Consider the following 18,279-nt stretch of genomic DNA (forward strand, 5'->3'; position numbering starts at 1 on the left):
GCGGTCGGATCGAACTTAATGCCGCCCACGATACCGGACAGGCAGCTTTGAAGAGCGAGAACTATGTGGACAAAGCCCCCCGCTTCGCGCCGTCGGGTACCCCTGGCCCTGCCGATAATCGATCCAGCATCGTCGCGGCCCTGCGCCCGCGGCCCCTGCTTCACCCGCGCGAAGCGCCCAGAATCACCCCTTCTTCCGCCATGACGTCATCTCCACTGGTCAGCATCTGCATCCCGACCCACAAGCGCGCCCGCTATCTGGAATCGCTGCTGTTCAGCCTGGCGGACCATTTCGCGGCCATGCCCTATAGCTGCGAGATCGTCATCGCCGACAACGCCTCGCCCGACCAGACCCAGCAGGTCGTGCAGGCCTTCATGGACCGGCTGCCGATACGCTATATCCGCCACCCCGAGAACATCGGCGGCTTTCCGAACGTGCAGTTCGTGATGCAGCAGGCCCGCGGCCGCTACATCGTCTATCTCGCCGATGACGACAGCCTGCTGATCGAGCAGGTCGCCGAGGCGATTGCCAAGATGGAGGCCGACCCGGACATCGCCGTGCTGTACGCGCCCTGGATGCTGTTCGATCTCGTCGCCGACCAGCCGCAGGGCCAGTTCTACACGATTCCGCAGGATCTGCGCATCGAGCGCGGCCAGCACAAGGAGCTGCTCGACCATCTGCTGAGCCACCACATCTTTCCCGAGGTGCAGATCGTCCGCCGCGAGGTGCTGCAGCGCGTGATGCCGCGCATCAACGAGCATGCCTTCTTCGCCTTCGTCCATGCCGCCGACTATCTGAATCAGGGCGCGGTGCTGATCCAGCAGCAGCCCTTCTATGTCGCCATCACCGACTACTTCGCCGACGACGTGCGCGAGCAGCTCGGCAACCAGGAGGTCGAGTACGCCTGGGATCGCTATCGCGGCGGTCTCGACTATGTGCTCGCACAGGCCGGCCAGCAGGTCAGCCCGACCGAGCGCAGCGAATTGCAGGCGCGCATCCAGCAGATGATCGCGGTGCGCATGTCGGTGGCGATCCGCCTGCGCTATCTCGGCGGCAAGAACCCGGTCGACACCCATGTGATCGCGCTGCGCCTGCGCGGCATGGGCTACGAGAACCTCTGCCCGGTGCCGATCTCGCAACTGGCGACCGAGGCGGCGCTGTACTTCCTGCTCAACGACACCGAGCTGACGCGCGGCATCGGCGAGATCGTCTGCGTCGGCGAGTTCGACGGCGATCTGCAGAACTTCCTGAGCCGCAACAGCCCGCTGCCGCTGCGCTTCCTGCCCCAGCCGCCGGCGCTCGACGCGCTGCGCGACACGCTGGTGTTCGCACGCAATGGGCATCAGCTCGCCTCGAGCTACGACGGCGAACGGCACCTGCGCGTCGTGATCGAGAAGGAGCTGATGGCGAGGTTTCCGAAGTGAGCACGACGACGGCGCCGCGCTGCCCGCTGTGCGGCGGCCGCGAACTCGACACCTTTGTGCGCCGCGCCCGCCAGCCGGTGCACCAGAACCTGCTGGCCGACAGCGCCGAGGCCGCCCGCGGCGTCGCGCGCGGCCAGCTCGATATGAGCGTGTGCTGCGCTTGCGGCTTCGTCTTCAACAGCGCCTTCGATGCCGGCCTGCTGTCCTATGGCGCGCAGTACGACAACACGCAGTCCTGCTCGGCGCATTTCGAGGCCTATCTGGACGGCCTGGTGCGCGATCTGGTCGAGCGCTGCGGCGTGCGCAACAGCCGCATCGTCGAGGTCGGCTGCGGCAAGGGCGAATTCCTTCGCAAGCTGGTCAGCTACCCCGGCGCCCGCAACACGGGACAGGGCTTCGACCCCAGCTATCTGGGCCCGGCCAGCGATCTGGACGGCCGGCTGCAGTTCCACACCCGTTTCTACGATGCCGACTGCGCCGACGTGCCGGCCGATGTCGTCATCTGCCGGCATGTGATCGAGCACGTGGCCGAGCCGTTGCCGCTGCTGCGCTCGGTCCATGCGGCGCTGGCCCAGGCCGGGCAGCCCCGGGTGTTCTTCGAGACCCCCTGCGTCGACTGGATCCTGCGCAACCAGGTCGTCTGGGACTTCTTCTACGAGCATTGCTCGCTGTTCAGCGCCTCGACCCTGGGCCAAGCCTTCGAACGCAGCGGCTTCAAGGTCGAACGGGTCGACCATGTCTTCGAGGGCCAGTATCTGTGGCTGCAGGCCAGCCGCGAGCCGGCGCCGCCGAGTCCTGGCGACGGCCGGACACTGGAACTGGCGCGCGCCTATGGCCGCGCCGAGGCGCAGCTGCGACAGCGCTGGCAGCAGCGGCTGGCCGAGCGACCCGGCCGCATCGCGCTCTGGGGCGCCGGCGCCAAGGGCGTCACGCTGGCCAATCTGGTCGACCCGGAACGCCGGCTGATCGCATGCGTCGTCGACGTCAATCCGAACAAGCAGGGGCGCTTCCTGCCCGGCACCGGCCATCCAATCGTCGCGCCGGCCGAGCTGGCCCGCCATGGCGTCGATGCCGCCGTGCTGATGAACCCGAACTACCGCCAGGAGAACCTGGCGCTGCTGGCGGCGCTGGGCTCCAAGGTCGAGCTGCTCGACTGGCAGTGACGGCGTCTCGGTCGAGCTTCAGTCGATGAAGTAGTCGCGCCAGACCTCGCGCCGCGCCGGCTTGAACAGCGGCCGCCCCTCGGGGCCGGGCAGCACATAGCAGTCGCCCGGCGTGTCGGTGTCGACCAGGCAGACGCCCGGCGCGATGACCGTGTTGGCGCGCACATGGCAGCGCCCGATCACCATCGCGTTCGGGAACAGCACGATGTGCGAGTCGAGCCGCGGCCGTTCGCCGCCGATCTTGCGGCCGACCGTGCAGCCCTGGTGCAGCATCAGGTGCGAGCCATAGCCGGCCTTGGCCAGCACGATGCCCGGCGTGTGGCCCAGCATGAAGACCTCGGGCAGGGCCAGCTCGTAGAACAGCTCCAGGCCGTGCAGGGCCTTGTTGAGCAGGAACAGGCGGGTCGCCGTCGCGCCGTCGCCGAGCTGCATGCCGACCTCGTTCGACAGGTAGTACAGAAAGCTCGCGTACTGGCCCGAGACCAGCGGATCGAAGCCCGATTGCCAGGCACGCACCCGCGCGACGCAGGCCTGCGTGCGCGCCAGCGCCTGCGGCAGCGCCGCCTGCAAGACGCCCAGGCTCGGATGTCCGTCCGGATAGAAGTTCTGCAGCTGGCGGGCGACGAAACCGGCCAGCTCGGGCGCCGCCACCGTCATGACTGCAAGGCCCGCACGCTGCGGCGCAGGCCCTCCGCCAGGCCCAGCCCGCCGTCCCAGCCGAGCGCACGCAGGCCGGCCGCATCACCGAGCAGCCGCTGCGGATCGCCGGGCCGGCCCGGCAGCTCGCCCAGACGCAGCAGCTCGCGCCGGCCCAGCAGATCGGCCAGCGCACCGGCCAGATCGCCGATGCGGGTCGGCTCGCCGCTGCACAGATCGAGGCTGCCGGCATGCTCGCACCGGCTCAGCAGCGCCAGCATCGCGGCCAGGTCCTCGACATAGACGAAATCGCGCTCCAGCCCGGCGGGGCCGGTCGGCGCCGGCTGGCCGTCCAGCAGGCGCCGCGCGATGCTGGGCACCAGGCGCTCGCCCTGCTCGCCGGGACCGAAGGGAAAGTAGATGCGGCCCCAGGCCAGCGACAGCTCCAGCTGCTCGGCCAGATCGCAGGCCAAGAGGCGCAGCGCCGCCTTGCAGCGGCCATAGCGGCTGGCCGGCGGGGCACCGCTGCCGCTCCAGTCGTCCTCGGCGCAGCTGCCGGCATAGACGGCATGGCGGCCACCGGCATCGGCGAAGTCCCGCAGCAGGGCCAGGCTCATCGCCACCCAGGCCTGGTTGGCCGGATCCTGCCAGTAGCGGCCATGCGCCGTGGTCCAGGCCAGATGGATCAGATGGCTGGGCCGCAGCCGCTGCAGCAGCGTGCGGCGCGCGTCGTCGTCGAACAGGTCCAGCGCATGCCAGGTCGCCGGCGTCGACACCATGGACCGGCGGCCGATGCCGTGGACCTCTACACCGTCCGCCTGCAGCCGGGCCAGCAGATGCTGACCGATGAAACCGCCGGCGCCGGTGACGAGGACGCGCATCTCAGCCCCAGATCTCGAGCGTCGGCACCGCCGTCGCGAAGCGCCCGCCCCAGTCGCGCACATAGGCCAGCTGCCGCTCGATCTCCTCGCGCAGATTCCAGGGCAGGATCAGCACCACATCGGGACGGGTCTGCGCAATTCGCTCGGGGGCCAGCACCGGAATGCGGCTGCCCGGCAGGAAGCGCCCCTGCTTGTGTGGCGAGGCGTCGGCGACATAGGCCAGCAGATCGGGCCGCAGGCCGGCGAAGTTCAGGAGCGTATTGCCCTTGGCCGCCGCGCCATAGCCGACCACCGTCTTGCCGGCGCGCTTCTGCTCGATCAAAAAGGCCAAGAGATCGTTCTTGATCCGCTCCGCCCTGCCCTGCAGGCCGCGGTAGAAACCGTCCTCGAGCATGCCGGCGCGCGCTTCCTTGTCGAGCAGGGCGGCCACGCTAGGCTCGATCGCCCGCGTGTGCTCGGCATGCTGGGCCCAGACGCGCAGCGAGCCGCCATGGGTCAGCAGCTCCTCGACATCCCAGACCGCCAGGCCCTGCGCCGCCAGGATGGCGCGCACCGTGTGCAGGCTCAGATAGGAGAAATGCTCGTGGTAGATGGTGTCGAACTGGCTCTGCTGCACCAGTTGCAGCAGATGCGGGAACTCCAGGGTCACGCAGCCGGCCGGCGCCAGCGCTTCCTTGAAGCCGGCGACGAAGTCGTTGATGTCCGGCACATGGGCCAGCACATTGTTGCCCAGCAGCAGATCGGTCCGGCCGCGCTGCGCCACCAGGCGGCGCGCCGAGGCGGCGCCGAAGAACTCCTCGATGCTGGTGATGCCCTTGGCCCGCGCGGCGGCCGCCGTGCTGGCGGTCGGCTCGATGCCCAGGCAGGGGATGCCACGCTGCTGCAGGTATTGCAGCAGATAGCCGTCGTTGGACGCGACCTCGACGACCAGCGAATCGGCGCCCAGACCCAGCCGCGGCACGACCCGCTCGACATAGCGCCGGGCATGCTCAAGCCAGGAGCTCGAGAAGGACGAGAAATAGACATAGTCGCTGGAGAACAGCGCGTCGTGGCGCTGCACCTCGTCGACCTGCACCAGGCGGCAGACGCCGCAGCTGAAGACCTTGAGCGGGAAATGGCTCTCGGGCCGCTCGAGATCGGCCGCGGTCAGGAAAGCATTGGAGGCCGGCGCGGCGCCGAGGTCGGCGAAGACCTCGGTCAGCGGCGTCTGGCAATGGCGGCATTTCATACCGGCAGCCCTTTGAATGAATCGTCCAGCAGGGGGTGGCCGCGGTCGCGTTCCGACACCAGGCTCACCGGCAGCGGCCAGGCGATCGCCAGCCGCGGGTCATCGTGACGCAGGCCGCCCTCGCAGCCCGGATCGTAGGCCGCCGTGTGCTGATAAAGCATCTGCACGCCGTCGGTCAGGGTCTGGAAGCCATGCGCGCAGCCCTCGGGAATGAGGAGCTGGCGCTGATTGTCCTGCGACAGCTCGACCGCATGCCAGCGACCGAAGGTCGGCGAGGAGGCGCGCAGATCGACGACCACGTCGTGAACCGCGCCGACCAGGCAGCGCAGCAGCTTGGCCTCCAACGCCGGCGCACGCTGGTAATGCATGCCGCGCACGGTGCCACGCTGCGCCGTCAAGGTCAGATTGCTCTGCGTGAAGTGCAGGCCCGGCCGGATCGCGGCGAACTCGCGCTCGCAGAACAGCCGGGTCAGATGGCCGCGCGCGTCGCCGCGCGGCTCGGTCTCGATCAGCCACAGGCCGGCCAGCGGGGTCGGATGGAAGCGCATCGCGATCTCAGCCCTGCGCCCAGGCCAGGCCCTGCGCCCGCGCATCCTGCAGATAACGCTGCAGATCGTCGCGGCTGGCAAGGCGGCCCCGTTCGTGCTGGAGCCGGTACCACTGCACCGTTCGCGCCAGCATCGTGTCGGCATCCCAGACGGGACGCCAGCCCAGCCGCTCGCGCGCCTTGCCGCAGTCCAGGTGCAGCAGCGCCGCCTCGTGCGGCTGCGGGCCGGCGTCGATGCGATGGCGCACCGCCGGCCACAGCTGCGCGCAGCGCTCGACGATGGCGCCGACGCTCAGATGGCCGGCCTCGTCGGGACCGAAGTTCCAGGCCTCGGAGGCGGCCAGCGGATCGGCCAGCAGGCGCTGGCCCAGCAGGAGATAGCCCGACAGCGGCTCCAGCACATGCTGCCAGGGGCGCGTCGCCTGCGGATGGCGCAGCACCGTCTCGCGTCCGCTCTGGGCGGCCCGCATCAGATCGGGCAGCAGCCGATCCTCCGACCAGTCGCCGCCGCCGATCACATTGCCGGCGCGCGCGGTCGCCAGCGCGACCGCATGGCCGCGCCCGTCGTCACCGGCCAGGAAGCTGGCGCGGTAGCTGGCCGAGACGATCTCGGCGCAGGCCTTGGAGGCGCTGTAGGGATCGTGCCCGCCCAGCGCATCGTCCTCGCGGTAGCCGCGGCTCGTGTGGCGGTTCAGATAGCACTTGTCGGTCGTCGCATTGAGCACGGCACGCACGCTGGGCGTCGCGCGCACCGCCTCGAGCAAATGGACCAGGCCCATCACGTTGGTCGCGAAGGTCGGCTCGGGCTCGCGGTAGCTGCGTCGCACCAGCGGCTGGGCCGCCAGATGGAAGACGATCTCGGGCTCGAAGCGCTGCAGCGCCTGGCGCACGGCTGCCGCGTCGCGCAGATCGACCAGCGCCTCGTCGGCCAGCAGCCCGCCAAGGCCCAGCAGCGCGGCGTGATTCGGTTCGGTATCGGCCGGCAGCGCCAGGCCCTGGACCTGCGCGCCCAGCGCATGCAGCCACATGGCCAGCCAGGAACCCTTGAAACCGGTATGGCCGGTGACCAGCACCCGCCGGCCATGGTAGCAGCCGCCAAATGCCGCGGCGGCGCCGTCCATCAGGCCCAGACCTTCCATGGCGCCTGGCCGGATTCCCACAGCTCCTCCAGCTTGAGCTTGTCGCGCAAGGTGTCCATCGGCTGCCAGAAGCCCTCGTGCGCATAGGCCGAGAGCTGACCCTGGCGCGCCAGCGCCTCCATCGGCCCGCGCTCCCAGATCGTCGCGTCGCCCTCGTCGATCAGGTCGACGGTCTTGCGTTCCAGCACGAAGAAGCCGCCGTTGATCCAGTTGCCATCGCCCTGCGGCTTCTCGGCGAAGCGGGTGATGCGGTGGCCCTCGATGTCCAGCGCGCCGAAGCGCCCCGGCGGCTGCACGGCCGTGACCGTCGCCTGCCGGCCCTGCGCCTTGTGGAAGGCGATCAGGCCGCCGATGTCGACATTCGACAGGCCGTCGCCATAGGTGAAGCAGAAGGGCTCGTCGTCCAGATAGCTCTGCACCCGCTTCAGGCGGCCGCCGGTCTGGGTGTGCTCGCCGGTGTCGACCAGGGTCACGCGCCAGGGCTCGCAATGGCGGTTTCGGATCTCCATGCGGTTCTCGGCCAAGTCGAAGGTCACGTCCGACATGTGCAGGAAGTAGTTGGCGAAGTACTCCTTGATCACATAGCCCTTGTAGCCCAGGCAGATCACGAAGTCGTTGACGCCATGGTGGGAGTAGAGCTTGAGGATATGCCAGAGCACCGGCCGGCCGCCGACCTCGACCATCGGTTTCGGACGCACCGAGGTTTCCTCGGCCAGACGGGTACCCAGGCCACCGGCCAGAATGACTGCTTTCATGGTGCGACGGACTCGGCAAGAAGATGATCGGGGGCCAGGCCGGCCTCGTGGCGGGCCCAGATGCGCGCCAGCAGCGCCTCGAAATCGCGCGTGTAGCGCTGGCTGTCGAACAGCGGCAGCTGCTGGCGCTGCTCGCGCAGATGTTGCTGGGCCGCGCGCAGCGCCGCCCGGTCGTGGATCAGCGCGACCGCCTTGTCGACATAGGCCTGGGAATTGGCGCAGGCGAACTCGGCCTGGCCGCAGGCGGCGACCAGGCTGGCCGCCACGCGCGAGGCGAAGGTGGCGCCCGGCACCGTCAGCACCGGCACGCCGGCCCACAGCGCCTCGCTGGCCGTCGTGTGCGCATTGCAGGGCCAGGTGTCGAGGAAGAGATCGGCGCATTGCAGCCGCGCGACATTGTCTTCGGTGCCGACCAGCGGAGCGAAGACCAGCCGCGAGGCCGACACGCCCAGCGCCTCCATCGCGCGGGTCAGATTGGCCTGCGCCTCGGCGCTCCAGCTCAGCAGCCACAGCACCGTCTCCGGGCTGGCGCGCAGGATCTGGGCCCATCGCTCGGCCATCTCGGCGCCGATCTTGTAGATCTGGTTGAAGCAGCAGAGCACGACGGCGTCTTCGGGCAGGCCCTGCGAGGCGCGCGTCGGCGCCGGCAGCAGCCGGCGCTTGCGGTCGTTCGGCTGGTAGCAGACGGGCATCTGCGCGATCTTCTCGGCGAAATGCGGGGCATGGGCCAGCGGCGTGACGATCGCGTCGCCGATCATGTAGTCGAGGAAGTCCGCGCCGCTGCTGCCCGGAAAGCCTAGATAGCCGACCTGCACCGGCGCTGGCCGGTAGCCGAGGATCTGCATGCGGGTGTCGCGGGTGAAGCCCTTCAGGTCGATGGCGATGTCGATGCCGTCCTCGCGCATCAGGCGGGCGGCATCGAGATCGCTGATCTGGCCGACATGGCGCACATGGTCGGCGGCGGCGAGCATGCGGCGGCGCTGCGCCGAACCGTCCTCGACGCTGTGGCAGTACAGAAAGACCTCGAAGCGCTCGCGATCGCGCTGCTCCAGCAGCTCGGTCAGCAGCAGCACGGTGGCGTGGTTGAAGAAGTCGGCCGACAGATAGCCGATGCGCAGGCGCGCGCCGGGCTTGCGCGCGGCCGGCGCCGGCAGCGGCTTCTGGTTGCGCGTCAGCGCCTTGGCGCGCAGGCGGGCGACCCGCAGCTGCTGCTCGGGCGTGCTGGCGATCGCCAGCAGCGGAAACGGCGCCACATCGCTCAGGCGCTGGTCGTCGGGCTGGCTCAGCTCGTCCAGCAGCCGGGCCCGGAAGGGCGCGAGCCGCTGCCAGTCGGCGACCTGGCCCAGTTGCTCGACCAGCATCGACAGCGCCAGCGCCGTGATATTGGACGAATTGCCGGCGGCCTGGCCGGTCAGCACCGCCGTCTCGAAACAGATGGCTGCCTGGGCGCCCATCTTCAGATGGCGCATCGCCAGCCCCAGCTGGTAATGCGCATGCGGATTCTTGATGTCGAACTTGAGCGCCGCCATATACATGGGCACCGCCTGCTGCGGCTGTTCCGACAGCAGATAGGACTCGGCCTGCAGCATGCAGAACTCGGCGTCCCGCTCGATGCCGGCGGGCAGTCCGGCGCAGACCTCGGCGGCCTCGGCATAGCGGCCCATCTGGCGCAGGCATTCGACCCAGAACTTGTAGGCCAGCAGATCGCCCTGCAGCTCGACCGCGCGGCGGGCGGCCGGCAAGGCACGCGCCGCCTCTCCCATATTCAGGAAGGAGCGGGCCAGGTGCAGCTGCAGCACCGCGCTGTGCGGATCTTCCTGCACGGCCTGGCCGTATTCGCGCGCGGCCACCGGCCATTGCCGCAGGCGGGCGGCGCGTTCGCCGGCCTGGCTGCTCCGCTGCACGCGCTGCTTATCGAAAACTCGGGACATTCGTCGGGACTCCAGGGGCGGCAACGCAGCAGCGAAGTTTAAAGAGCCGCGCCCGCGCTGTGGCGCCGCGATGGCGGCCGGTGCGTCGACTTGTCACGATTTGGGCGGCTCAATGAAGAAAAGCCAGGCATGGCCTGGCTTTTCCCGTTTGCCTGCTGATGCGGGATCAGCGGCGGTCGTCCTGCTTACTGCAGCAGCGACATCACCAGACCCGACATGCTGTTGCTCTGCTTCAGCATCGACGAACCGGCTTGCATCAGCATCTGCTTGGTCGTCATCTTCGACGTTTCCGTCGCGTAGTCGACGTCCATGATGCGGCCGCGGGCCTGGGCGACGTTGGTGCTCATGTTCTGCAAGTTGTTGTAGACATGGTCTAGGCGGTTGGACGCGGCACCGAGGGCCGAGCGGACCTTGCCGACGCTGTCCAGCGCGGTGTTCAGGTTCGTGATCGTCGCGGCGACACCGACTTCGGTACCGACCGAGGCGGCCGTGGCCGTCGTCTTGTAGGTGGCGGACACGGCACCCAGCGTGCCGGCGTCGCTGGTCAGCGCGGCCAGGTCGGTCGAGACGTTGACGCTCATCGACTCGCTGGCGGTCGAACCGATCTGGAAGCTGACACCGGTGCCGCTGGCCAGCATGTTCGTGCTGCCGGTGACGACGGCGGCCGTCGAGCCCGTGGCGAACAGCTTCTGGCCGCCGAAGGAGGTGTTGTCGACGATGTTCTTCAGCTCACGGCCGAGGGCGTCGAATTCCGCCTGCATGGCGGTCTTGTCGGCGGCGGTCGAGGTGCCGTTGGCGCCTTCGGTGGCCAGGTCCTTCATCCGCAGCAGGATGTCGGTCACTTCGTTGAACGCGCCTTCGGCCGTCTGCATCATCGAGATGCCGTTCTGCGTGTTGCGCTGGGCCACGGCCTGGCCGCGGGTCTGGGCGTCCAGACGGGTGGCGATCTGCAGACCGGCGGCGTCGTCCATGGCGGAGTTGACGCGCAGGCCGGTGCTCAGACGGGCCATCGAGGTGGAAAGAGCGCGCTGCGAGGCGCCCAGCGAGTTCTGGGCGGACAGGGCTGCGGCGTTGGTGTGCAGGCTCAACATGATGGGTTCACTCCGACTTGGGGGTTGGTCTTCGTTGACGGGCTAGCGTTGCTGCCCTCCCCCCCACAAGGCGGCGAGCCCGGCGGCGAACTTAAATGCCGGCACGAAAAAAATCCGGCCGAGGCGTTCGGGCGCCCGCGGCCGGACTTATTTCACGCTCGGGCGGCGACTCAGCCGATGCGCACCGGCACGAAGATGCGCTCGCGGCCGCGCTGCAGCAGCAGGGCCACCGACTTGTCGGCCCCGGCAACGACCTCGCGCACCTGCTCGACCGAAGCGACCGGCGTGCCGTTGATGGCCAGCAGCAGATCGCCCGGCTGCACGCCGGCACGCGCCGCGGCGCCGCCGACGTCCTCGATCACCAGGCCCTCGCGCTGGCCGGCGCGCTTTTCCTCCGGCTGCAGCGGCCGCAGCGCCAGGCCCAGCTTGCCGCCGCTGGCCGCCTCGTCCTGTGCCAGCTGGGCCGGCTTGTCCGAGGCATCGCCGAGCTTGGCGGTCAGCGTCTGGAGCTTGCCCTGGCGCCAGATCTCCAGCTTGGCCGTCTCGCCCGGCGTCGCCTGGCCCAGCAGGGCCGGCAGATCGCTGGAGGCGACGATGGCCTGGCCGTTGTACTTGAGGATCACGTCGCCGGACTTCAGGCCGGCCTTGGCCGCCGGGCCGCCATCCTCGACATTGGCGACCAGGGCGCCGGCCGGGCGCTCCAGCTTGAAGGAGTCGGCAAAGCTCTGGTTGACGTCCTGGATCGTCAGCCCCAGCCGCGCATGCTGGGCCTTGCCATGGGCAACGATCTGCTGGCGCACGCGCTGGGCGACGTCGATCGGGATCGCGAAGGACAGGCCCTGGTAGCCGCCGGTCTGGCTGAAGATCTGCGAGTTGATGCCGACCACCTCGCCGCGGCTGTTGAACAGCGGGCCGCCCGAATTGCCGGGGTTGACGGCCACGTCGGTTTGGATGAAGGGCACGAAGCTCTCATCGGGCAAGGCCCGGCCCTTGGCGCTGACGACGCCGGCGCTGACGCTGTTCTCGAAGCCAAAGGGCGAGCCGATCGCCAGCACCCATTCGCCGACGCGCAATTCCTGCGTGTTGCCGAGCTTGACCGTGGGCAGACCCTTGGCCTCGATCTTCAGCACCGCCACATCGGTCTTGGCGTCGGCGCCCAGCACCTTGGCGCGGTACTCGCGGCGATCGGTCAGCTTGACGACGACCTCCTGCGCATCGCGCACCACATGGGCATTGGTCAGGATCAGACCGTCCTCGCTGACGATGAAGCCGGAACCCTGGCCGCGCGTGGGCATGGCCTGCTCGCCGCGCTGGCCCGGCTGGCCGGGCATCTGGAAGCGGCGGAAGAACTGGTAGAAGGGATCGTCCGGATCCATCTCCGGCAGCTGCGGCTGCGCGCGTCGGGCCGCCGTCTTGACGCTGCCGGAGACGCTGATATTGACGACGGCCGGGCCGTTCTGCGCGGTGATCTGGGCGAAGTCGGGCAAGGCCGTGCTGCCGACCGCCACGGCGGCGATCGGCGCCTGCGCCACTGGCGCGGCGACGGCCGTGGTTTCGGAGCTGCTGGCAGCCGGCTTGGTCAGCGCCACCGCGCCGACCGCGCCGCCGCCGAGGCCGATCACGCCGGCCGCGGCCAGCGCCCAGACCAGGCGCCGGGCCGGAATCATCGTTTCAGTGCGTGCTGCCATCGGTTTGTCCTTTCCATCGAAGTGAAGCGGCATGGCTTCACTATCGGGGCCGGAACTTAGACCGCGCTTAAGCCGATCAAGGCGCTTGAGGCGCTCAAGCCTTGGGCAGCAGCAGCTCGCAGCGCAGCCCGCCCAGCGTCGCCGAGCGATCCAGCCGGATGCGGCCGCCATGGCGCTCGGCGATCGCCTTGACGATGGCCAGGCCCAGGCCGCTGCCCGTCGCGCTGTGGGCGGTCTCGCTGCGGTAGAAGCGGTCGAACACGCGCTCGCGTTCCTCTTCGGCAATGCCGGGGCCGCTGTCCTCGACGATCAGCCTTGCCTCGGCGCCCGCGTCCAGCAGGCTGACGTCGACCCGCCCGCCCGGCGGCGTGTACTTGATCGCGTTGTCGAGCAGATTGCGCAGCAGCAGCGCCAGCGCCTCGGGCTGGCCGGGCACGCTCAGCGGATCGGCGCGCAGCAGGCCCAGGTCGATGCCGCGCTGCTGAGCTGCGCCGGCCTGCTCGGCGACCAGGCGACGCAGCAGCGGCTCCAGCGCCAGCGGACCGCGTGGTTCGAGCGCCGCCTCCTGCCGCGCCAGCAGCAGCAGCTGCTCGACCAGATGGCTGGCGCGTTCGATGCCGGCCGCCAGCCGCTGCTGCGCCTGGGCGCGCGCGGCCTCGTCGGGCGCGCGCTGCAGGCCCTGGATCTGCAGCTTCAACGCCGTCAGCGGCGAGCGCAGCTCATGGGCCGCATCGGCGACGAAATGCTGCTGCTGCTCGAAGGAGCGCTGCAGCCGCGCCAGCAGCGAGTTCATCTCGTCGACCATGGGCCGGACCTCGATCGGCAGGCCGGCCGCGGCAACCGGGGACAGGTCTTGCGCCGCCCGCCTGGCCAGCTGCCCGCGCACCCGTTCCACCGGCTCCAGCGAGCGACCGACGATCCAGCCGACGACGAGCATCAGGATGGGCAGCATGATGGCGATCGGCATCACCGTGCGCAGGGCCAGGCGGCCGGCCAGGCGCTGGCGCACCGACAGCGCCTGCGCCACCTGCAGCACCTGGCCGCCACTCTGCACCGACAGCACCCGGTACTCCTTGCCGTCCTCGGCCTCGACATTGGCAAAGCCCATCACCGCCCGCTGCGGCAGCGGCACGGTCGAGCGGAACAGCTGCAGGCCCTCGGCCGTCCAGCCCTGGATGATCAGCTCCAGCTCGCGCGGCGGCGCCCGCCCCGGCAGGCCGCCGGCCAGCGACAGCGCCATCTGCTGCATCTGGTAGTCGAAGATCTCGTCGGCCTCCAGCAGCGCCGTGCGGTAGCTGCTGAGGCCCTGCGCCAGCGCGGCCAGGCCGATCGCGCCGAGCAGGAACAGCATCAGCCGCCGCCGCAGCGACGGTGTGCGGCCGCCCTCCAGCCACTTCATTGCTTGGGCACCATATAGCCGAGGCCGCGCACGTTCTGGATCAGACCGGCGCCCAGCTTCTTGCGCAGGCCGTGGATATAGACCTCGACCGCATTGCTGCTGATCTCGTCCTTCCAGCCATAGAGCTTCTCCTCCAGCTGCTGGCGCGAGAGCACCAGGCCGGGCCGGGCCAAGAGCGGCTCCAGCACCGCCCATTCGCGCGCCGACAGCGTGACCGGCCGGCCGTCGACGCTGGCCTCGCGCGTCGCCGGGTTCAGGCTGACGCCCAGATGCTCGTAGACCGGCTCGGCACGGCCGCTGGCGCGACGCAAGAGCGCGCGGATGCGCGCCAGCAGCTCGTCCAGCTCGAAGGGTTTCAGCACATAGTCATCGGCGCCGGCGTCTAGGCCTTCGACGCGCTGCTGCAGCGCATCGCGGGCCGTGGCGATCAGCACCGGCAGGCGCTGCTTGCGCGCGCGCAGGGCACGCAACACGCTCATGCCGTCGCGCTTGGGCAGGCCCAGGTCCAGCAGCAGCAGATCGTAGTTCTGCGCCTGCAGCGCCGTGTCGGCCAGCTCGCCGTCGCGCACCCAGTCGACCGCATAGCTCTCTGCCCGCAGCAGATCGAGCAGTTGCTCGCCGATCATCGGGTCGTCTTCGACAAGAAGGAGTCGCATATCAGCGGCATTCTCCACGGGGGACTTAGGTCGGGCTTAACGGGGATCGGTTGGCGCTAGAAACGCGCGCGCAGCGCCGGATCGCGGAAGGCCGCGACCAGGTAGTCGACGAAGACGCGGGTGCGCGGCGGCAGCAGCTTCTTGTTCGGGTAGTACAGCGACACCGCGCCGATGTCCGCCGCCCAGTCCGGCAGCAGGGGCAGGAGCCGCCCCTCGTCCAGCAGCCGCGCGGCGAAATGGCGCGGCAGCAGCGCCACGCCCAGGTCCTGTGCGGCGGCTAGCGCCATCGCCTCGGGGTCGTCCAGCACCAGCCGCGTGCGGCCGTCGGCCGCGGCCTCCTCGCCGGTCTTGGCATGGCGCAGGGTCCAGGCTCGCACGCGGCCGCTGGAGCTGGAGCGCCGCACGATGGCGTCCAGCGCCGCGAGCTCGCCGGGATGCCTGGGTAGCGGCCGGCCTGCCATGAAGCCCGGCGAGGCCACGGCGACGATGCGCGTGCGCACCAGCTCGCGCGCCACCACGCCCTGCGGCAGTTCGATGCCGCCGCCGATGGCCGCGTCGAAGCCGCCGCCGATCAGGTCGGCCGGCCGGTTGTCGAACTGCCAGTCCGGCACGACGGCCGGGTAGCGGCGCATGAAATCGCCCAGCAGCGGCAGCACGAAGCCGCGGCCGAAGGCGCTGCCCAGGCTCAGCTTGAGCACGCCGCTGGGCCGCGCCTCGTCCGGCGCTGCCGCCGCGAAGGCCTCCTGCAGGCTGGCATAGGGCCCCGACACCTGGCGCAGGAACTGGGCACCGCCGGCGGTCAGGGTCAGGCGCCGGGTGCTGCGCTGGAACAGGCGCAGGCCCAGGCGCGATTCCAGCCGCGCGACGTTCTTGCTGACCGCCGCCGGTGTGAGCCCGAGGCGCCGCGCCGCCGCCGAGAAGCCGCCGGTCTCGGCGCTCTGGATGAAGGAGTCCAGCAGATTGAGCGCTTCCATCGCCGAATCTTATAGCTTTGGTTGAAACTTATGTTCCAGATTACCGTCTTCTTTAACTGCAATTCGCTGCCCATACTGAGTTCCATCCACCCACTCTTTACTTCCGACTGGAGTTCAAGATGAGCAAGCCCCTCTTCAACAAGACCGCCTTCGTCACCGGCGGTTCCCGCGGCATCGGCGCCGCCATCGTGCGCCGCCTGGCGCGGGACGGCGCGGCCGTGGCCTTTACCTACCAATCCTCCGCCGCCGTCGCCGAGGCGCTGGCCGCCGAGATCGACGCCGCCGGCGGCCGGGCGCTGGCCATCCGCGCCGACGCCGCCGACAGTGCCGCACTGACCGCCGCCATAGCCCGCGCCGCGGCCGAGTTCGGCGGCCGCATCGACATCCTGGTCAACAACGCCGGCCTGCTGAAGCTCGGTCCGGTGGCCGAGTTCTCGCTCGCCGACTTCGACCAGACCGTGGCGGTCAATATCCGCGCGGTCTTCGTCGCCTCGCAGGCGGCGCTGCGCCATATGGGCCCCGGCGGCCGCATCGTCAATATCGGCAGCACCAATGCCGAGCGCATGCCCTTCGCCGGCGGCAGCGTCTATGCGATGAGCAAGTCGGCCTTGCAGGGCCTGGTGCAGGGCATGGCGCGCGACCTGGGGCCGCGCGGCATCACGGTCAACAACGTCCAGCCCGGCCCGGTCAACACCGACATGAACCCCGAGAGCAGCGATTTCGCGGCCGGCATGCACGGGCTGATGGCGCTGCCGCGCCATGCGCAGCCGGACGAGATCGCCGCGATGGTCGCCTATGTGGCCGGGCCCGAGGCCGGCTTCGTCACCGGCGCCAACCTGATGATCGACGGCGGCTTCGCGGCCTGAAGCCGGCAGCGGAGAAGACGCGGCGAATTTCGGGCAGCGCCCTCAAAAGCCCCGCTACAATCCGCCGCGTCAGGAGAGAGCCCCTTGCGGGGGCCGCCGAAGGCGCAGTGGCACCGGTTGATCCCATGCTGCGAACGCTCAGGCAAAAGGACTGACAAGACGCCCTGACCAGGGCGTTCCTCACTGGAGAGAGGCGGGCCTGCGAGCCCGTCCACCGAAGGGGCAAGCTGGCGACGATAGGTCGACGGTCAATCTCTCAGGTAAGCCGGACAGCGAGGGCATATCCCCACTTCCCCGCGAAGTGGTCCGTCGATTGCCCTCGGAGTTTTTTCCTCATGTCCGCCGCCGAAACCACAAGCCTGCTCAAGACCCCGCTGCACGCGCTGCACCTCGAACTCGGCGCCAAGATGGTGCCCTTCGGCGGCTACGACATGCCGGTGCAGTACCCCAGCGGCGTGATGGCCGAGCACAAGCACACGCGCGCGGCCGCCGGCCTGTTCGACGTCTCGCATATGGGCCAGGTGCTGCTGATCGGCGCCGGTGCCGACAAGGCGCTGGAGACCCTGGTGCCGGTCGACATCGTCGACCTGGGCGTGTTCAAGCAGCGCTACGCCCTCTTTACCGACGAGCAGGGCGGCATCCTCGACGACCTGATGGTCTGCCGCCGCCCCGACGACCTCTTCGTCGTGGTCAACGCCGGCTGCAAGGCGCAGGACATCGCCCATATGCAGAAGCACCTGGCGGACAAGTGCGAGGTCCGCCCGCTGCCCGAGCAGGCACTGCTGGCGCTGCAGGGCCCGCAGGCGGTCACCGCACTGGCGCGCCTGAACCCGGACGTCGCCAAGCTGGTCTTCATGACCGGCGGCTTCTTCGAGCTGGACGGCATCCCGACCTTTCTGACCCGCTCCGGCTACACCGGCGAGGACGGCTTCGAGATCTCGGTCGCCGCCGAGCATGCGGTCGAACTGGCCCGCAAGCTCCTGGCCCAGCCCGAGGTCAAGCCGATCGGCCTGGGCGCCCGCGACTCGCTGCGCCTGGAGGCCGGCCTGTGCCTCTACGGCCACGACATCGACACGACGACGACGCCGGTCGAGGCCTCGCTGACCTGGGCGATCCAGAAGGTGCGCCGCGAAGGTGGCGCGCGCCATGGCGGCTATCCCGGCGCGGCCGTCGTCGACCGGCAGCTGGCCGAGATGGCGGCCAAGACGGCCAAGAGGAAGCGCGTCGGCCTGGTCAGCAGCGAGCGCATGCCGGTGCGCGAAGGCGCCAAGCTGGTCGACGCGGCCGGCACCGAGATCGGCGTCGTCACCAGCGGCACCCTGGGCCCGACCGTCGGCAAGCCGGTGGCACTGGGCTATCTGCCGGCCGCGCTGTCGGCCGTGGGCACCCAGGTCTGGGCCATCGTGCGCGACAAGCGCACGCCGATGACGGTTTCGAGCATGCCCTTCACCCCGAACAATTACTTCCGCGGTTGATCCGCCCTCACCTCTTTTACTCACGGAGCCCAGCATGAGCATCAAGTACACCGCCGACCACGAATGGGTCAAGATCGAAGCCGACGGCAGCGCCACCGTGGGCATCACGGTCCACGCGCAGGACGCGCTGGGCGATGTGGTCTTCGTCGACCTGCCCGAGGTGGGCAAGAGCTTCGCCGAGAAGGATGTGGCCGGCGTCGTCGAGTCGGTCAAGGCCGCCGCCGATGTGTACATGCCGGTCTCCGGCGAGATCACCGAGGTCAACGAGGCGCTGCGAGACGACCCTTCGCTGGCCAATAGCGACCCGCTGAACGCCGGCTGGTTCTTCAAGGTCAAGCTCTCGAACCCGGCCGAAGTGGACGCGCTGATGGACGCGACCGCCTACGACGAGCTGGTCAAGAACAGCTGATCGATCGGTTGATTGGT

Annotated in this window: 17 protein-coding genes and 2 riboswitches; of the genes, 5 read left to right on the forward strand and 12 right to left on the reverse strand. The window is 69.5% G+C overall.

Translation table 11 applies throughout. From position 1 onward, the window contains the following. The first annotated feature begins 200 nt into the window (after positions 1-200). Positions 201-1,424 (forward strand): glycosyltransferase family 2 protein, encoded by a 1,224-nt coding sequence (locus tag QWJ38_RS14915; RefSeq protein WP_290359904.1) that lies wholly within the window; start codon positions 201-203, stop codon positions 1,422-1,424. Continuing rightward, the gene (locus QWJ38_RS14920) at positions 1,421-2,587 is read left to right on the forward strand and encodes a class I SAM-dependent methyltransferase (protein WP_290359905.1); all 1,167 of its coding nucleotides are present in this window, start codon (positions 1,421-1,423) and stop codon (positions 2,585-2,587) included. The genes QWJ38_RS14915 and QWJ38_RS14920 overlap by 4 nt, the downstream gene beginning before the upstream one ends. Before the next feature lie 18 nt (positions 2,588-2,605). Here the strand turns inward: QWJ38_RS14920 and QWJ38_RS14925 are convergent, their stop codons facing one another. The 12 genes from QWJ38_RS14925 to QWJ38_RS14980 all read right to left on the reverse strand — a co-directional run bounded on the left by QWJ38_RS14925 (position 2,606) and on the right by QWJ38_RS14980 (position 15,512). Then, complete coding sequence (locus tag QWJ38_RS14925) at positions 2,606-3,244, reverse strand: LbetaH domain-containing protein (protein ID WP_290359906.1); 639 nt, start codon at positions 3,242-3,244, stop codon at positions 2,606-2,608. Beyond that, a complete protein-coding gene (locus QWJ38_RS14930; protein WP_290359907.1) occupies positions 3,241-4,104 on the reverse strand; it encodes an NAD-dependent epimerase/dehydratase family protein in 864 nt (287 codons plus the stop codon). The genes QWJ38_RS14925 and QWJ38_RS14930 overlap by 4 nt, the downstream gene beginning before the upstream one ends. Position 4,105: 1 nt before the next feature. Continuing rightward, a complete protein-coding gene (locus QWJ38_RS14935; protein WP_290359908.1) occupies positions 4,106-5,332 on the reverse strand; it encodes a class I SAM-dependent methyltransferase in 1,227 nt (408 codons plus the stop codon). Next, positions 5,329-5,880 carry a dTDP-4-dehydrorhamnose 3,5-epimerase family protein gene (locus QWJ38_RS14940; RefSeq protein ID WP_290359909.1) on the reverse strand — a complete coding sequence of 184 codons (552 nt, stop codon included), beginning with the start codon at positions 5,878-5,880 and terminating at the stop codon, positions 5,329-5,331. Before QWJ38_RS14940 ends, QWJ38_RS14935 begins: the two co-directional genes overlap by 4 nt. Before the next feature lie 7 nt (positions 5,881-5,887). Further along, positions 5,888-7,039 carry a CDP-glucose 4,6-dehydratase gene (gene rfbG, locus QWJ38_RS14945; RefSeq protein WP_290359910.1) on the reverse strand — a complete coding sequence of 384 codons (1,152 nt, stop codon included), beginning with the start codon at positions 7,037-7,039 and terminating at the stop codon, positions 5,888-5,890. Continuing rightward, a complete protein-coding gene (gene rfbF / locus QWJ38_RS14950) occupies positions 7,000-7,773 on the reverse strand; it encodes a glucose-1-phosphate cytidylyltransferase (RefSeq protein WP_290359911.1) in 774 nt (257 codons plus the stop codon). The genes rfbG and rfbF overlap by 40 nt, the downstream gene beginning before the upstream one ends. Continuing rightward, entirely contained in the window at positions 7,770-9,704 is a 1,935-nt protein-coding gene (locus QWJ38_RS14955) for an O-linked N-acetylglucosamine transferase, SPINDLY family protein (protein WP_290359912.1), read from the reverse strand. The genes rfbF and QWJ38_RS14955 overlap by 4 nt, the downstream gene beginning before the upstream one ends. A gap of 185 nt (positions 9,705-9,889) precedes the next feature. Next, positions 9,890-10,795 (reverse strand): flagellin N-terminal helical domain-containing protein, encoded by a 906-nt coding sequence (locus tag QWJ38_RS14960; RefSeq protein ID WP_290359913.1) that lies wholly within the window; start codon positions 10,793-10,795, stop codon positions 9,890-9,892. A gap of 170 nt (positions 10,796-10,965) precedes the next feature. Then, positions 10,966-12,483: a DegQ family serine endoprotease gene (locus QWJ38_RS14965; RefSeq protein ID WP_290359914.1), complete on the reverse strand. Its 1,518-nt coding sequence runs from the start codon at positions 12,481-12,483 to the stop codon at positions 10,966-10,968. A 94-nt stretch (positions 12,484-12,577) separates the two neighbouring features. After that, positions 12,578-13,882 carry an ATP-binding protein gene (locus QWJ38_RS14970; protein ID WP_290359915.1) on the reverse strand — a complete coding sequence of 435 codons (1,305 nt, stop codon included), beginning with the start codon at positions 13,880-13,882 and terminating at the stop codon, positions 12,578-12,580. Beyond that, a complete protein-coding gene (locus QWJ38_RS14975) occupies positions 13,879-14,538 on the reverse strand; it encodes a response regulator (RefSeq protein WP_290359916.1) in 660 nt (219 codons plus the stop codon). The genes QWJ38_RS14970 and QWJ38_RS14975 overlap by 4 nt, the downstream gene beginning before the upstream one ends. Positions 14,539-14,594: 56 nt before the next feature. Further along, positions 14,595-15,512, reverse strand: coding sequence for a LysR family transcriptional regulator (locus QWJ38_RS14980; protein ID WP_290359917.1), 918 nt, complete (start codon positions 15,510-15,512; stop codon positions 14,595-14,597). Positions 15,513-15,631: 119 nt separating this feature from the next. Here QWJ38_RS14980 and QWJ38_RS14985 point away from each other — a divergent pair, with 119 nt between their 5' ends. From QWJ38_RS14985 to gcvH, 3 genes are all read left to right on the forward strand, one after another. Next, positions 15,632-16,378: an SDR family oxidoreductase gene (locus tag QWJ38_RS14985; protein WP_290359918.1), complete on the forward strand. Its 747-nt coding sequence runs from the start codon at positions 15,632-15,634 to the stop codon at positions 16,376-16,378. A gap of 60 nt (positions 16,379-16,438) precedes the next feature. After that, a riboswitch (glycine riboswitch) is annotated at positions 16,439-16,542 on the forward strand. Positions 16,543-16,551: 9 nt separating this feature from the next. Then, a riboswitch (glycine riboswitch) is annotated at positions 16,552-16,661 on the forward strand. Positions 16,662-16,713: 52 nt separating this feature from the next. Beyond that, the gene (gene gcvT, locus QWJ38_RS14990; protein ID WP_290359919.1) at positions 16,714-17,853 is read left to right on the forward strand and encodes a glycine cleavage system aminomethyltransferase GcvT; all 1,140 of its coding nucleotides are present in this window, start codon (positions 16,714-16,716) and stop codon (positions 17,851-17,853) included. A gap of 34 nt (positions 17,854-17,887) precedes the next feature. Further along, complete coding sequence (gcvH, locus tag QWJ38_RS14995) at positions 17,888-18,262, forward strand: glycine cleavage system protein GcvH (protein WP_290359920.1); 375 nt, start codon at positions 17,888-17,890, stop codon at positions 18,260-18,262. Positions 18,263-18,279 lie beyond the last annotated feature (17 nt).

It is taken from the genome of Roseateles violae (assembly GCF_030410485.1).
GTDB classification, from domain to species: Bacteria; Pseudomonadota; Gammaproteobacteria; order Burkholderiales; family Burkholderiaceae_C; genus Roseateles_D; species Roseateles_D violae.

Bases quoted from the DNA above. Each gene is read 5' to 3' on its own strand.
- QWJ38_RS14915 (WP_290359904.1), top strand. From the start codon at position 201: ATGACGTCATCTCCACTGGTCAGCATCTGCATCCCGACCCACAAGCGC.
- QWJ38_RS14925 (WP_290359906.1), bottom strand. From the start codon at position 3,244: ATGACGGTGGCGGCGCCCGAGCTGGCCGGTTTCGTCGCCCGCCAGCTG.
- QWJ38_RS14930 (WP_290359907.1), bottom strand. From the start codon at position 4,104: ATGCGCGTCCTCGTCACCGGCGCCGGCGGTTTCATCGGTCAGCATCTG.
- QWJ38_RS14935 (WP_290359908.1), bottom strand. From the start codon at position 5,332: ATGAAATGCCGCCATTGCCAGACGCCGCTGACCGAGGTCTTCGCCGAC.
- QWJ38_RS14940 (WP_290359909.1), bottom strand. From the start codon at position 5,880: ATGCGCTTCCATCCGACCCCGCTGGCCGGCCTGTGGCTGATCGAGACC.
- rfbF (WP_290359911.1), bottom strand. From the start codon at position 7,773: ATGAAAGCAGTCATTCTGGCCGGTGGCCTGGGTACCCGTCTGGCCGAG.
- QWJ38_RS14955 (WP_290359912.1), bottom strand. From the start codon at position 9,704: ATGTCCCGAGTTTTCGATAAGCAGCGCGTGCAGCGGAGCAGCCAGGCC.
- QWJ38_RS14960 (WP_290359913.1), bottom strand. From the start codon at position 10,795: ATGTTGAGCCTGCACACCAACGCCGCAGCCCTGTCCGCCCAGAACTCG.
- QWJ38_RS14965 (WP_290359914.1), bottom strand. From the start codon at position 12,483: ATGGCAGCACGCACTGAAACGATGATTCCGGCCCGGCGCCTGGTCTGG.
- QWJ38_RS14970 (WP_290359915.1), bottom strand. From the start codon at position 13,882: ATGAAGTGGCTGGAGGGCGGCCGCACACCGTCGCTGCGGCGGCGGCTG.
- QWJ38_RS14975 (WP_290359916.1), bottom strand. From the start codon at position 14,538: ATGCGACTCCTTCTTGTCGAAGACGACCCGATGATCGGCGAGCAACTG.
- QWJ38_RS14980 (WP_290359917.1), bottom strand. From the start codon at position 15,512: ATGGAAGCGCTCAATCTGCTGGACTCCTTCATCCAGAGCGCCGAGACC.
- QWJ38_RS14985 (WP_290359918.1), top strand. From the start codon at position 15,632: ATGAGCAAGCCCCTCTTCAACAAGACCGCCTTCGTCACCGGCGGTTCC.
- gcvT (WP_290359919.1), top strand. From the start codon at position 16,714: ATGTCCGCCGCCGAAACCACAAGCCTGCTCAAGACCCCGCTGCACGCG.
- gcvH (WP_290359920.1), top strand. From the start codon at position 17,888: ATGAGCATCAAGTACACCGCCGACCACGAATGGGTCAAGATCGAAGCC.